Source organism: Janthinobacterium sp. 1L-D-8-B-C4 (genome assembly GCF_057291295.1).
On the sequence record NZ_JBXAVX010000001.1, the window covers coordinates 317981 to 332063 of the forward strand.

14 protein-coding genes are annotated in these 14083 nt (G+C 64.2%); 8 read left to right on the plus strand and 6 right to left on the minus strand.

Annotation, left to right across the window (positions count from 1 at the left end; translation table 11 throughout):
* Nucleotides 1-39: 39 nt before the first annotated feature.
* Both AC0Z42_RS01480 and AC0Z42_RS01485 read right to left on the minus strand, forming a co-directional pair.
* Nucleotides 40-1080, minus strand: coding sequence for a FecR family protein (locus AC0Z42_RS01480; RefSeq protein WP_485466453.1), 1041 nt, complete (start codon nucleotides 1078-1080; stop codon nucleotides 40-42).
* A gap of 7 nt (nucleotides 1081-1087) precedes the next feature.
* On the minus strand, nucleotides 1088-1618 hold the full coding sequence (locus AC0Z42_RS01485) for a sigma-70 family RNA polymerase sigma factor (RefSeq protein ID WP_485466454.1): 531 nt from the start codon (nucleotides 1616-1618) through the stop codon (nucleotides 1088-1090).
* 208 nt (nucleotides 1619-1826) lie between these two features.
* On the opposite strand from AC0Z42_RS01485, the gene AC0Z42_RS01490 reads away from it, so the two are divergent.
* Nucleotides 1827-2162, plus strand: a complete 336-nt coding sequence (locus tag AC0Z42_RS01490; protein ID WP_485466455.1) for a Rap1a/Tai family immunity protein — start codon at nucleotides 1827-1829, stop codon at nucleotides 2160-2162.
* Nucleotides 2159-2632 (plus strand): T6SS effector amidase Tae4 family protein, encoded by a 474-nt coding sequence (locus AC0Z42_RS01495; protein ID WP_485466456.1) that lies wholly within the window; start codon nucleotides 2159-2161, stop codon nucleotides 2630-2632. Before AC0Z42_RS01490 ends, AC0Z42_RS01495 begins: the two co-directional genes overlap by 4 nt.
* On the opposite strand, the gene AC0Z42_RS01500 is transcribed toward AC0Z42_RS01495, so the two are convergent.
* A complete protein-coding gene (locus AC0Z42_RS01500) occupies nucleotides 2629-4617 on the minus strand; it encodes a helicase-related protein (RefSeq protein WP_485466457.1) in 1989 nt (662 codons plus the stop codon). The genes AC0Z42_RS01495 and AC0Z42_RS01500 overlap by 4 nt on opposite strands.
* Before the next feature lie 128 nt (nucleotides 4618-4745).
* On the opposite strand from AC0Z42_RS01500, the gene AC0Z42_RS01505 reads away from it, so the two are divergent.
* Entirely contained in the window at nucleotides 4746-7169 is a 2424-nt protein-coding gene (locus AC0Z42_RS01505; protein ID WP_485466769.1) for a DNA internalization-related competence protein ComEC/Rec2, read from the plus strand.
* A 33-nt stretch (nucleotides 7170-7202) separates the two neighbouring features.
* On the opposite strand, the gene AC0Z42_RS01510 is transcribed toward AC0Z42_RS01505, so the two are convergent.
* The gene (locus tag AC0Z42_RS01510; protein WP_485466458.1) at nucleotides 7203-8126 is read right to left on the minus strand and encodes a LysR family transcriptional regulator; all 924 of its coding nucleotides are present in this window, start codon (nucleotides 8124-8126) and stop codon (nucleotides 7203-7205) included.
* Nucleotides 8127-8277: 151 nt separating this feature from the next.
* On the opposite strand from AC0Z42_RS01510, the gene AC0Z42_RS01515 reads away from it, so the two are divergent.
* The 5 genes from AC0Z42_RS01515 (at nucleotide 8278) to AC0Z42_RS01535 (ending at nucleotide 11750) form a co-directional block, all read left to right on the plus strand.
* Nucleotides 8278-9039, plus strand: coding sequence for a sulfite exporter TauE/SafE family protein (locus AC0Z42_RS01515; RefSeq protein ID WP_485466459.1), 762 nt, complete (start codon nucleotides 8278-8280; stop codon nucleotides 9037-9039).
* Between the two features lie 21 nt (nucleotides 9040-9060).
* Entirely contained in the window at nucleotides 9061-9756 is a 696-nt protein-coding gene (locus AC0Z42_RS01520) for an HAD family hydrolase (RefSeq protein WP_485466460.1), read from the plus strand.
* A 57-nt stretch (nucleotides 9757-9813) separates the two neighbouring features.
* Nucleotides 9814-10617 (plus strand): alpha/beta fold hydrolase, encoded by an 804-nt coding sequence (locus AC0Z42_RS01525; protein ID WP_485466461.1) that lies wholly within the window; start codon nucleotides 9814-9816, stop codon nucleotides 10615-10617.
* A gap of 85 nt (nucleotides 10618-10702) precedes the next feature.
* Complete coding sequence (dcd, locus tag AC0Z42_RS01530) at nucleotides 10703-11269, plus strand: dCTP deaminase (protein WP_094444194.1); 567 nt, start codon at nucleotides 10703-10705, stop codon at nucleotides 11267-11269.
* Between the two features lie 112 nt (nucleotides 11270-11381).
* Nucleotides 11382-11750: a FlxA-like family protein gene (locus tag AC0Z42_RS01535; protein WP_485466462.1), complete on the plus strand. Its 369-nt coding sequence runs from the start codon at nucleotides 11382-11384 to the stop codon at nucleotides 11748-11750.
* Between the two features lie 10 nt (nucleotides 11751-11760).
* Here the strand turns inward: AC0Z42_RS01535 and AC0Z42_RS01540 are convergent, their stop codons facing one another.
* Nucleotides 11761-13281: a sensor histidine kinase gene (locus tag AC0Z42_RS01540; protein ID WP_485466463.1), complete on the minus strand. Its 1521-nt coding sequence runs from the start codon at nucleotides 13279-13281 to the stop codon at nucleotides 11761-11763.
* A 2-nt stretch (nucleotides 13282-13283) separates the two neighbouring features.
* Nucleotides 13284-13973, minus strand: coding sequence for a response regulator transcription factor (locus AC0Z42_RS01545; protein WP_485466464.1), 690 nt, complete (start codon nucleotides 13971-13973; stop codon nucleotides 13284-13286).
* Nucleotides 13974-14083 lie beyond the last annotated feature (110 nt).

A 14083-nucleotide genomic window follows, 5' to 3' on the forward strand; every position in this document is an offset into this window, starting at 1 on the left:
CGGCAGGTGCCGATCCCCAACCCGTTGCCGTAAATTTTTTTACAGGCCCACTATTTCGGTGATGGCGCCGTCGCGGCGCAGTTGCACCGGCAGCACGCGCGGCAGCACGCGCAGGAAGTTATCGAGTCGCAGCGGATCGAAGCTGCCCGACACCCGCAACTGCGCCACCTGCGCGCCGCGCAGCACCAGGCCGGTCTGGCGATAGCGTTCGAATTCGGCCAGCACCTCGGCCAACGGCGTGTTGTCGAAATTGACTCTTCCTTCGCGCCACGGCGCAATGCCGCTCTGCGTGACGCGTTTGACTTCACCAAGCCGGCCGGCCCGGTCGGCGGCAATGCGCTGGCCTGCAGCCAGGGTGACACACGGCGCGCCGCCAGGAGTGCTGCTGCGCGCCACCCGCACGCGGCCTTCTTCCACTTCAACCCGCACATCGTCCATGCCACCGATACCGGACACATGGCGCACCGAAAAGCGCGTTCCAACCACGGTGATGCGCATGGCGCCGGCCAGCACGTCGAACGGCCGTGCGGTGTCAGCGTGCACCTGGAACACCGCCTGGCCATCGAGCAGCCGCACTTCGCGGCGCTGCCGGTACAAGGTGACAGCGATGCGGGTAGCGGTATCGAGCCGCAGCACGCTGCCGTCAGGCAGTGTGACGGCCTGCTGCTGCCCCCGTTCGGTGGCAAAGCTGGCCGTGTAAATCGCCTGTTGCTGCCAGTGCTGCCAGGCCAGGTAGCCGCCGCCCGGGACGCACAGGGCCAGCGTGGCCAGCACAGCCTGGGGACCGAGTGCCGCCAGCCAGCCGCGTCGCGCCGCCGAAGCGGGGGCGCTGGCGGCTGCCTGGTCTGCCGCCAGCTGGCGCCGCAGCTGGTCGATGCCGGCCGCCGGCAATGCATCGAGCCGCGCCCAGTCGCCATGCCAGCGCGCATACGCGGCGCCATGCGCAGGTGCCAGCGCCAGCCAGGCCTCGAACTGCGCTGCTTCCTCGTTGGTCAAGGTGCGCTCGCGGCGCGCAAACCAGTCCAGCGCCTGCTGCTCGAGGTCGCTCAGGGGAAGGTCGGATGGCGATGGCTGGTTCATGTCTGGCTCACAGGCTCGAAGGTGGGGGCGCGCCATCCCGGGCGTCCTGGCAGCGCCGGCAAGCCTGCATGGCCAGCTTGATATGGCGTTCGACCATGGTGACGGAGATGCCCATCTGACGCGCCACTTCCGCTTGCGCCAGGCCATCGAATTTATGCAGGATAAACGCTTCGCGGCAGCGCAGCGGCAGTTGCGCGATCACGGCCAGCATGGCCTCGACGGCCTGCGCCGACATGGCGGCCGTTTCCGGTTCGCTGGCGGCGGGGGCGGCCAGGCTGTCGACGATATCAACACCGCCATCATCGTCAAGGTCCGTATCATGCATCTGGCCGCGCACGGCGCTGCGCCGGTGCTGGTCGATCACCAGGTTGCGCGCGGTGCGGTACAGTAGCGCGCGCGGCTCGGCCACGTGCTGGCCTGACTGTTGCAGGGCCAGCACGCGGACATAGCTTTCCTGCGCCAGGTCGGCCGCCGCATGTCGGTCGTTGACCGCGCGCGACAGGAAATTCAACAGTTCTCGGTAATAGCGTGTCAGCACAAATATCCAAAGCCAGGGAAGGGCGCATGTCGCTTGCAGGCTGGCTTTGGTGCGTTGGCTGACCCGGGGGCGCGGGAAGTCCCCCCTTGTTTTTGCGGCGGCCCTGATTCTACAGGCTCAAAGCCGATGCCGTCCATGCTTGACCTCGCTCAGTGCAGGGCCATCGGCGCCGCCTACACTGTCCGAACGCCACTTTGCCAGACCCATCATGCGCTCACTTCTGTTCCTTGCCGCCCTTTGCTCAAGCTGTGCGCACGCGTATCCGACGGCGCCGCGCCTGAGCGGCGCGCAATTGCTGGCCCGGTTCGAGCAGGATACTCGCTACGCCAGCGGCTACCTGGCCGGCGTGGCCGACGCCGCGCAAGGCCGGAAGTGGTGCGATACGGGCAGGGTCAAGACGGTGGAGATCGACGGCATCGTCATCGCCGGCATCAGGGCGCTGCCTGAACCGGCGCGCCAGGGCGACGCGGCGCGCCTGGCCATGGCCATCCTGGCCAGCCGTTTTCCCTGCACCCATCCACAAAGAAGCGAGAGGTTGAGATGAAACCTGCATTCATCAAGCTGCGTGAAAACTACTATAGCGTGGCCGCCGTCGACCAGGCGGTCCTGTTCGGCGAAATCGGCTGGGAAGACCTGGTCGGCAAGGACAGCTTCATCAATACCTGCGCGATCCGCATCAGCCTGGCCCTGATCAAGTCCGGCGTCAAGCTCAAGGGCCGCATGGCGATCAACAAGGGGCCGTTCAAGGGTGCGCTGATCGAGCCGGGCCAGGCCAAGCTGGCGCACATGCTGGCCAGCCCCTCGCTGCTGGGCGAGCCCGAAAAATTCAGCCGGGAAGCGGCGATCGACGGCATCGGCAACCGCAAGGGCATCGTGGCTTTTTTCCGCATACCCGGCTACCTGGGCGGCGCCGGCGGGCATATCGACATCCTGCTGCCATCGAACGGCGTCAAGGTCTGTGGCTCGGAATGCTACTGGACTTGTGGCGAAATATGGTTCTGGGAATTGCGTTAAGAACGAAATTTTTTAGTGCGTCCGCGCGAGGCCGCATTATGCGCGCGCAGGATGGAATCGACCCGCTCGGACGCATCGCGCGACAGATTTTGCGCCACCTCGATATCGGGGAAGAACTCCGGCAGGCGGTAGCTGAGCCAGGCATAGGCCGAATAGTAGCGGCAGGTGTCTTCTACCTGCTGAAGGTTCTGCGTGCCACCACCATACGCATGCTGGCGCAGGGTCGACACCTTGCCTTGCGACAGATTCCTGGCCCAGTGTTCCCATGCCGTTTGCAGGGACGGCACCTTGCTCGATATCGGCACCAGCGACATGGTAAACTTGTCTGCCACCGACAGCGGCAAGTTGTCGAGCCACAGCGCGCGCTCTTTCTGGTCCTCGGTAATGCGCGGGAAGAAAAAACCGTCCGGCACGTCGATATTGTGGATGAAACGGCGCAGCAGTTTGGTCAAGGACTGCTCGCCCGTTACCGAAGAAATGCGGTGCAGGTGTTCCAGCGAAGGCGCCACCGCAAAGCCGCTGGTGTTCAAGGGGTGCAGCTTTTCCTTGAGCAGGGCGCGCATCACTTCATGCGTTTCATTGTCGTAGCCGGCCACCAGGCCCTCTTCATGCACGCCGTAGCGGCCCGCGCGCCCGGCGATCTGGCGTGCCAGCGCTGCCGAAATTTCTTCCTCTTCGCGGCCGTTGTACTTGACGCTGGTGGTCATCACGATGCGCGCGATCGGCATGTTCAGTCCCATCGCCAGAGCATCGGTGCCAACCACCACATCGGCCGTGCCGTCGCGAAAACGCTGCGCCTGCGCGCGCCGTACTTCCGGCGACAGGTTGCCGTAGACGGTGGCCACCGACAAGCCGGTTTCCGTGATCATGTCGCGCCACATCAGCACCTCGCGGCGCGAAAACGCGATCACCGCATCGCCACGGCGCAGGTTGCGCACCTTGCGCACGGCGGTGGGCTCCATCGACAGCGGCGCCATGCGCTTCAATACATGCACCTCCAGCGGGCATTCGAGCCGGTCGGCCAGCGCCTCGATGGCGCGCCGCGCTTCCGGCGCACCGACCAGGTAGACGGTATGCGCTGGCGCACCGCACACGGCCGCCGTCCACGCCGCGCCGCGGTCCGGGTCGGCCAGCATCTGGATCTCGTCGATCACGGCCACTTCCACCACGGTTTTCGTGTCCAGCATTTCCACCGTGCTGGCCACATGGGTAGCGTCGTCCACCATGCGGCGCTCTTCGCCGGTGATCAGGTTGACCGCCAGCGGCTTGCCGTGCGGGCGCGCTTCCTGCAGGCGCTCGTAGTTTTCCAGCGCCAGCAGGCGCAGCGGGGCCAGGTAAATGCCGCTTTTTGCCTTCACCAGCGCTTCCATCGCGCGGTGCGTCTTGCCCGAATTGGTGGGCCCGAGCAGTGCGACAAAGCGGCGCGGCAGCCGGCGCGCCATCTCGAACGAGGCCGGGTATTCGGCCAGGTTGATGCTCTGGCGCGTGCGCGCCGCATGCTGCTCTTCCTGCTGGCGCTCGATGGCGTGGTTGAAGCGCTGGCGGATGCGGTCGAACACCATGCCGGCCGGCTCGGACGTCTGCATGTCGGCCAGGGTATGCAAAAACAGCATCGGGTCGGCATCGACGTCTTCGCTCTGGCCGGCGATATCGGCCACGAAATCGAGCACATGCTGGCGCAGTTCGGCAAACACGGCAGCACTGGCGCGCTCGCGCACCAGCGCCAGCTTGGCCTCGCGTTCCATCTTGCGCCACTTGGCCGGCCGCGCCAGCACGCCCTGCGCGGGCACCAGTGCATACGGCACGCGCAGGCCACCGGCCCGCACCTCGCCAGAAAAGCGCAGGAACACGCGGCCTTCCATCTTGACCAGCCGCACGTGCTCGGCCAGTTCGCCCAGTTCGGCCACCAGGGTGGCGTCGTTATTGTCTTCGGCGAGGTCGGTGCTATCGCTGGGCGTGTTTGCTGGAGGGGTGGAGGAAGTCATGGAATGCCTGTAGGTCGGGGATGCAGGGGCGATTATACCGCGCCAGGCCAGGATGATTTGGCGCAAACCGGCGCTGCTCTGGCAGGTCTACAGTAAGCGACCCACCATACAACCGCCGTACATTGATGATGCGCATCGTCCTCCTTGCCTTTGCTGCCGGCGCCGCATGGCTGCAGACGCAAGCGAGCCTGCCGCAGCAGCCCGGCCTGGTGCTGGCCTCGATACTGGCCGTCTGCCTGGGTGCGCTGCTGTTGCTGCGGCAGCGCCATCCGGTGCTGAAGACGTTTTTTGCGCTGGCCTGCGGCATGGCGCTGGGTTTTTACTGGGCTGCATGGCTGGCGCAACTTGCCCTGGCGCCCCAACTGGCGCTGGCCGACGAAGGCCGCGATATCACCGTGACCGGCACCGTCGCCAGCCTGCCGTATCAGTTCCAGCAGGGCGTGCGTTTCAATTTTGCCGTCGAAAGTGTTGCCGGCGCCGAGCTGCCACCGCTGATCGCCTTGTCCTGGTATGCCGGCTTTCGCGATGAAATCACCAATCAAGTGGGCGACGTGCAGCCGGGCGAGCGCTGGCAACTGACGGTGCGGCTGCAGCGCCCGCACGGCAACGCGAATCCGCACGGTTTTGACTACGAGGTGTGGCTGCTGGAGCAGGGTGTGCGCGCCACCGGCTATGTGCGGCCGGCGCCGCGCGCGGAGACACCGAACCTGCGGCTGGACAGCTTTGTGCCTGCTTTCAACAATGTGGTGCAGGCCAGCCGCGCCGCGCTGCGCGCGCGCATCATGCGCAGCCTGCGGGGCAGGCAATACGCCGGCGTGATCGTCGCGCTGGTGGTGGGCGACCAGCGCGCGATCCCGCAATCGGACTGGCAGGTCTTCAATCGCACCGGTGTCAGCCATTTGATATCAATTTCTGGATTGCATATCACGATGATCGCCGGCATGTTTGCGCTGGCGGCCGGCGCCCTGTGGCGGCGTTCCTTTTTTACGGACTGGCAACTGCCTTTGATCCTGCCCGCGCAAAAAGTGGCTGCGCTGGCCGGCGCCGTGGCCGCCTTGCTGTATGTGCTGCTGGCCGGTTTTGGCGTGCCGGCCCAGCGCACCCTGTATATGCTGGCCGTGGTGGCGCTGGCCCTGTGGCTGGGCCGCCTTACCAGCATCACCCACGTGCTGTGCCTGGCGCTTGGGGTTGTCGTGCTGATCGACCCGTGGGCCGTGCTGTGGCCTGGCTTCTGGCTGTCGTTCGGCGCCGTCGCCACGATTCTGTACGCAACAGTTGGCCGCATGGCCAGCCACCCGGAAGCGAACGCGAGCCGCCGGCAGAAGGCCAGGGCGGCCATTGCGCTGGGGGCGCATACGCAATACGTGGTGACGGTGGGCCTGGTGCCCTTGACCATGCTGCTGTTCGCGCAAGTGTCGCTGGTGTCGCCGGTCGCCAATGCGCTGGCGATTCCGCTCATCAGTCTGCTGGTCACGCCTTTGTCGTTGCTGGGCAGCGTGCTGCCCGCGCCCTTGTCCGACTGGGTGCTGCTGCTGGCGCAAGCGCTGGTGCAGATGCTGGCGCAAGTGCTCGACTGGCTGGGCGCGCGCCGCTTCGCCGTCTGGACCGCGCCCGTGCCGCCGGCCTGGAGCTTTTGCTGGGCTGCTTTTGGCACCTTGTGGCTGCTGGCGCCACGCGGCTGGCCGCACCGCTGGGCCGGCATGCTGAGCTGGATCCCGTTGCTGACGGCCCTGCCATCGAGCCCGCCGCCGGGCCAGCTGTGGGTCACCGCATTTGACGTTGGCCAGGGCATGGCTCTGCTGGTCGAAACGCACAAGCACCGCCTGCTGTATGACACGGGACCGGCCTACGGCATCGATTCAGACGGCGCCAGCAGGGTGATCGTGCCTTATTTGCGCGCGCGCGGCATCGGCCAACTCGATGGCCTCATTATCTCGCACAGCGATACCGACCACGCGGGCGGCGCGGTCTCCTTGCTGGAAAACATCCCCGTTGGCTGGCTGTCGTCCTCCTTGCCCGGCGGCCACCCGGCCGTCGACTTCCAGCGCAAGCTGGCCAAGCCGTATATGCACTGCGTGGCGGGCCAGCGCTGGACCTGGGAAGGCGTGCACTTCGACATGCTGCATCCGCTGGCCGAGGCCCATCACGACATCACCCTGAAACCGAATGCCCGCAGCTGCACCGTAAAGATCACGGCCGGCAAGCATGCGATCTTGCTGGCCGGCGATATCGAAGCGGCGCAGGAAGGCCAGCTGTACATGCGCGCGCGCGAATCGCTGGCGGCCGACGTGCTGCTGGCGCCGCACCATGGCAGCGGCACCTCGTCGACGCAGGCTTTTTTGAATGCCGTCAATCCGTCGCTGGCGATCTTCCAGGTAGGGCACCGGAATCGGTATCGGCATCCGAAGGCGGAGGTGTATGAAAGGTATGGGACGATGGGAATCGAACGCTTGCGTACGGATGTGGAGGGGGCGGTGGGGATGGAGCTGGGCGGCGAGCTCACGGTGGACGCCTACCGCAGCACGCATCGCCGCTACTGGCATGGGCGCTGAGCCTTGCTTGCTCCCGGGGTAGTATCAGGCGCATCAAGCCACGCGCTCATCCGGTATCTCCAACCCCTTTTTCTTCACATATTCCAGAAACAACCTCGCCCCCTTGGCCATGCGCGACGTGCCATACACCGCATGCATGCTGGGATCGAGCTCTTTTGACGAGGTCAGCCGGTAAGCGGGGCAAACGCGGATTAACTTGCCGCTGGCCACCGCCGGTTCCGCCAGCCAGCTGGCCAGGCGGGCGATGCCGGCGCCTTCCAGCGCGGCCTGGAAGGTGGCGATGCCGGAAGTAAAGCGGAAGCGCGGCTGGACCTGGTAGCGCACGTTGCGTTCGCCGGAAACGAAATGCCAGTCTCGCAGGATGCGGGGGGCGGAGTGCATGATGATGTCGTGGGCGGCCAGGTCTTCCGGTTCGGCGGGCATGCCCATGCGCTCGGCGTAATCGGGGGCGGCGTACATGTAGCGGCGGTAGTTCCACAGGGCATAGCCGATCAGTTCGCTAGACTGGGGGAAGGCACCGCGGATGGCGAAGTCGAGCTTTTCCTGGATCGGATCGATCGATTTGTCCGAGAAATGGATGTCGACCGACACGTTCGGATAGTCGCGCGAGAACTGCGCCACCAGTTTCGGCAGGAAGCTCAGCGACAGGATCTCGGGCGCCGAGATGCGGACCCAGCCTTGCGGGGAGTTGCTCAGCTCGGCCAATTGATCTTCCGCTTCGGCCTGGGTTTCCAGCAGGTGCTTGGCCGAGGCGTAATAGGTTTCGCCGGCGGTCGTCAACGTGAACTGCTTTTGCGTGCGCAGGATCAGCTCGGCGCCGATCGCTTCTTCAAGGAACTGGATGGCGCGCGTGACGGCCGACGGCGAGCGGCCCAGCATGCGCGCCGCGTGCACGAAACTGCGTTTTTCCACCACCGTGCAAAAGGCGCGGATTTCCCACATCAGCTTGATCGACATTCCAGTTTCCGCAGTGTAAAAGCGCAGTAGAGCGCACAGTTGCCCATTTCGTCAAGCGTTACGCCTGATTGCGTTTAGCGCAACATGAAGTTGCATCCATAAAAATCCACCACGCCTATACTGCCCCTGTCCCCATCCTACCCTTGCCGCCATGCTGACCATATCACTGCTGTGTTTATTTGCCTTTTTTGCCGGCCTGATCGATGCCGCCGTGGGCGGGGGCGGGCTGATACAACTGCCGGCGCTGTTCAACCTGATGCCGAACATGGCGTCGACGTCCTTACTGGGCACCAATAAACTGGCGTCGGCCTGCGGCACCACCTTTGCCGCGCGCTCGTTTATCGGCAAGGTGCATGTGCCCTGGCTGCTGGTGCTGCCGGCCGTGGCCGCCGCCTTCGTGATGTCGTTTATGGGCGCGGCCGCCGTGTCCTATGTACCGCAGCAGGTGGTGCGGCCGATGGTGCTGGTCTTGATCATCATCATGGCGATCTATACCTTTATCAAGAAGGACTTCGGCAGCCTGCGCGAAGCGCGCACGGTGGGAACCCGCGAGCGCATCCTGGCGGTGGTGATCGGCGGCGCCATCGGTTTTTATGACGGGCTGTTCGGGCCGGGTACGGGCAGTTTTTTGATATTCCTGTTTATCCGCGTGTTCGGCTTTGACTTTATCCTCGCTTCGGCGTGCTCGAAACTGGTCAATATCGCCACCAACGTTGCCGCGCTGGCGTTCTTTATTCCTGCCGGACACGTGGTGTATGCGGTGGCCGCGCCGATGGCGGTGTGCAATATCCTCGGCGCCTTGACGGGCACCTGGATCGCCGTGCGCCGTGGCGCCGCCTTTGTGCGGGTGCTGTTCCTGGTGCTGCTGGTGATGCTGATCGTGAAATTGTCTTACGACATATTTTTCAAGTAAGATTTTCAAGTAAATACTGTCATGAAAACCATCTGCGGCGTGCTGTGGGATAACGATGGCGTGCTGGTCAATACCGAGCAGCTGTTTTACGAAAGCAACCGCGATCTGCTGCTGCCCTACGGTATCGACCTGACGCCGAAGCAGTTTTTCGACTGGTTCCTCGACAACAACTATGGCGCCTGGCATCTGCTGCTGGGGCAGGGGCACGACATCACGCTGGTCGACGCTCTGCGGCTGGAACGCAAGCGGCTGTTCGGTGAACGGCTGCGCCAGGCGCGCCAGCTGGCAATGCCGGGCATGGCCGATTTGCTCGACACGCTGCGCCCGCAGGTCGGCATGGGCGTGGTGACCAGCGCCTATCGCGAACATTTCGAACTGAGCCATGCGCATAGCGGCTTGCGCCAGCAGTTCGATTTCGTGCTGACGCGCGAATCGTACGCGGCCAGCAAACCGGCACCAGACGGTTATTTGCTGGGCTTGCAGCACCTGGGGTTGGCGGCTGACGAGTGCGTGGCGGTGGAAGACGCGCCGCGCGGCCTGCGGGCAGCCAATGCCGCCGGGCTGGAATGCATTATTTTGCGCAACCACATGAACCGCCATTACGCATTCGACGGCGCGTTTTGCGTGGTGGAGTCGGTGGCCGAACTGGCCGAGGTGCTGGCCTCCTTTGTTCCGGGCGCTGCTGTGGCCGCCCCGCAATTAGAGTGCATGCTCTGATCCGTCTTGCCGGGCTGCCATTACAATCAGCCATCGACCAGCCTGCCAGACACCACCATGACACTACCGCAGCTCCACTTTGCCCACGCCAACAGCTACCCGGCCGGCACCTATCGCAAGCTGTTTTCCCTGCTCGGCCAGCACTACCAGGTGCAGGCGCTGGACATGCATGGCCACGATCCGCGTTATCCGGTCACGGCCGGCTGGCCCGAACTGGTGCGCGAACTGGTGGACGACCTGGAGCGCCGCTACAGCGCGCCCGTGATCCTGGTGGGCCATTCGCTGGGTGGCATGCTGAGCGTGATGGCCGCCAAGGCGCGGCCCGACCTGGTGCGTTGCGTGGTGCTGCTCGATTCGCCGGTGGTGGCCGGCTGGCGCGCCATGTTCGTGCGCCTGGCCAGGAACACGGCCATCGGCGAGCGCTATTCACCGGCGCGCTTTTCCGCCCGGCGCCGTAAAGTGTGGCCCGATGCGCACGCCGCCTACGAGCACTTTGCGGCGAAGGACATCTTCTCCATCTGGGCGCCGCAAGTGCTGCGCGACTATATCGACAGCGGCCTGGCGCCGCATGCCGATGGCGTGCAACTGCGCTTTACGCGCGAGGTGGAAACCGAGGTCTACCGGGGCCTGCCGCACCATGTGGGCGCGCTGGTGAAGGACGGCTTGCCGGTGCCGGTGGGCTTTATCGGCGGCCTTGACTCGGTCGAATGCCGGCAGGCGGGCTTGGCCGCGACCAGAAAACTGGTCGGCAAATTCTTCCGGCAAGTGCCGGGCGGTCACCTGTTTCCGATGGAGTCGCCCGAGCTGACGGCGCAGGCAGTGAATGAAATGATCACTGCCTTGCTGGCAAGGCAGGCTTAGGCAATCAATTTGCTGGGCACAGGGCCAAAGCGTGCTGGTTTTCGCGTAAAATCCTGCCATTCCGATATTTAGAAAGATGCCTGCGATGACGATTAAAAGCGATAAATGGATACGCCGCATGGCGGAGCAAACGGGCATGATCGAGCCGTTCGAACCCCAACAGGTGCGCGCCGTCGATGGCCGCAAGGTCATTTCCTACGGTACCTCGTCGTATGGCTATGACATCCGCTGCGCCGACGAATTCAAGATTTTCACGAATATCAACAGCACCATCGTCGATCCGAAAAACTTCGATTCGAATTCGTTTGTCGACGTGAAAAGCGATGTCTGCATTATCCCGCCGAACTCGTTCGCGCTGGCCCGCACCATCGAATACTTCCGCATTCCACGCAGCGTGCTGACGATTTGCCTGGGCAAGTCGACCTACGCCCGTTGCGGCATTATCGTCAACGTCACGCCGTTCGAACCGGAATGGGAGGGCTATGTGACGCTGGAGTTTTCCAACACCACGCCGCTGCCGGCAAAAATCTACGCCGGCGAAGGCTGCGCGCAAGTGCTGTTCTTTGAAAGCGACGAAGTGTGCGAAACCTCGTACAAGGACCGTGACGGCAAGTACCAGGGCCAGAGCGGCGTCACTCTGCCAAAGGCATAAGCTGGCGTTTTGCCAGCCAGGCCGCCTTTACCCGTCTTTACACTTGTGCATGTTTATCTATAGTAGACTCTGCCGATAATTGCAGTATTGAAACAGAGGAGAGGGAAACATCATGGTATCGCCAATCAGTTCGGGTAGCGGAGTCAGCTCGGTAATTACTGTCACCAGCAGCGCCGGGGCCAGCAGCAGTGGGTCGAGCAGCGCCAAGCAGATCGCTGCGCTGCAAGAGCAGATTACGGACGCGCAAGATCAGCTGAAGGCGTCGCAGAAGGGCGAGCAGACGGAAGCGTCGAAAAAGATGCAGAAGGAGCTGGCGCAGCAGATACAGCTGCTCCAGGCGCTGATCGCACAATTGCAGGCGACCGCCGCCCAGCAGGCTCAGCAAAAGCAGGAGAGCAAGGCCGCCAGCAGCGCGGACACCAGCAGCCCGGCGCGCTCGCCCATCTCGACCTTGGGCAGCGTTATCGACACCGAGGCATAACGGTTGACTCTCAGCCCGGCTGTTTTGCGGGCAAGCGTATTTCCACGCACAGGCCACCGCTGCTGCGGTTGCGCGCCGCAATGGCGCCGCCATGTCCCTTGACCACATGCTGGGCAATCGCCAGGCCCAGGCCATGGCCGTCGGTCGATTTCTGCGTATTGCTGGCGCGGAAGAAGGGTTCGAAGATGGCGGTCAGGTCGGACTCGGCCACGCCGGGGCCATGGTCGAGCACGCTCACATGCACTTGCCGGCCTTCGTCGTGGCGCGACAGCACCACGCTGATAACGCTGGCGTCCGGGCTGTGCTTGATGGCGTTGCGCACCACGTTTTCCACCGCGCGTCCCAGCAATTCGGCCTGGCCGTTGACGATGGCGCTGGCGATATCGGCGTCGCCGCTGACGGTGATGCCGACCTGGCGGCCGTCGGCCTCGGCCTCGAAACGGGCGTCTTCGACGATATCGTGCAACAGATCGGCGATGCTGAAGTCTTCGTTGAGCGGATTGACGGCACCCGCCTCCAGGCGCGACAGGGTCAGCAGTTCGCCGACCAGCTTGTCCATGCGCACGCTTTCACGCTCGATGCGGTCCATCGAAGCGGCCAGCTTGTCGGGCTGCTGGTGGGCCAGGCCAATGGCGGCCTGCAGGCGCGCCAGCGGCGAGCGCAATTCGTGCGAGACATCGTGCAGCAGCCGCGTCTGGCTATCCATCAGGCTGCGCAAGCGGCCCGTCATGCGGTCGAAATCGCGGCCCAGGTCGGTCAACTCGTCGCCGCGCTTGGCGGCCGCCTGGAAACGCGGCGCCAGGTCGCCATCGGAAGCGGCTTCAAACGCGGCGCGCAGGTCGCGGATCGGACGTGAAAAATACCAGGCCAGCAGGAAGGCAAACAGCAGGCTGGCCACGGTGGCGGCAATAATCGGAATAAAGGTGCGGTAGGGGCTGTCCATGCGCGGGCCGGGCGGCATGCCCCCCATGCCGTCGCGGCGCGGCGGCTTGTTCATGGCGTTTACGCCGTTCATCTCGGGCGGCGGACCCTGTCCGTCCATGCGCGGCCTTGGCGGCAGGCGGCCGCCGGCCATGTTCATGGCGTTCAGGGTCTCGCGGGCGGCATCGGTCTCGGCGGAACGGAAATGTTCGGAATAGGGCAGGAACAGCAGGTATTGCACGCCATCGCTGCCGGTGACTTCGCGCACGACCGCGCGCGGCTGGCCCTGTGCCAGCAGGGCGCGTGCCTTCTTCATGATGTCCGGATGGACGGCGCGCCCCATCAGCTCGCGGCCATGGCCGTCGATGGCCATCACGCGCATGCGTTCGAGCTTGCCGATGAACTGGCGCAGCGCCTGGCTGCCGCCCGCTTCCAGGGTGGCGGTGGCCGCTTCGATGGCCATCTGCGCTGGCGGGCTGGTATCGATATCCTGCGCCAGGGCCTGCTGGGCGGCGCGGCTTTTCAGCCAGAAGGTACCACCGATGCCGATGGTGGCGGCGACCTGGGCCAGCAAGATGCACAGGAAAAACTTCCAGAACAGACGGCCCACGCTTATTCCTTGATCAGCTGGTAGCCGAGCCGGTACACGGTCTGCAGGCAGGAGCGGCCGTCGTCCAGGCTGCCCAGCTTGCGGCGCAGGCTGCTCAGGTGCACGTCGATATTGCGGTCGAAGCGGGCCATCGGCCGGCCCAGTCCCAGCTCGGACAATTGATTCTTGCTGACCGGCTTGCCGGCATTGCGCACCAGCACTTCCAGCAGATTGAATTCCGTGCTGGTCAATTCCAGCTGCACCCCGGCCCAGGCGGCGCGCCGCTGTTCCGGCCACATCGTCAGGTTGCCCACGATGAGCGGCGCGGTGCCCGAAGTGTCATGCGGCACGGCTTGCGAGCGGCGCAGGATGGCGCGGATGCGGGCCGTCAGTTCGCGCGGCGTGCACGGTTTGGTGACGTAATCGTCGGCGCCCAGTTCCAGGCCGACGATGCGGTCGGTATCGTCGCCGCGCGCCGTCAGCATCAGGATCGGCAGGCGGCTGCCGGCGCGGATGCGGCGCAGGGTTTCCAGCCCATTCATGCGCGGCATCATCACGTCGAGAATGGCGATGGCGTACTGGCCCGTCAACGCTTCAGCGGCGCCGCGTTCGCCGTCATGCACGGCTTTTGCTTCAAAACCTTCCTGCTCCAGGTATTCCTGGAACATGCCGACCAGTTCGATGTCGTCGTCGATTAACAATACCTTGCTCATGCGTCTGCGTCTTCCTGATTTCTTTTCGATGTGGATCGGCCATGATAGCAGCCCCGACCAGCGGCTTTGCTGCGTTTTACCCGCTTTTACATCGCTTCCTTTATACAGTT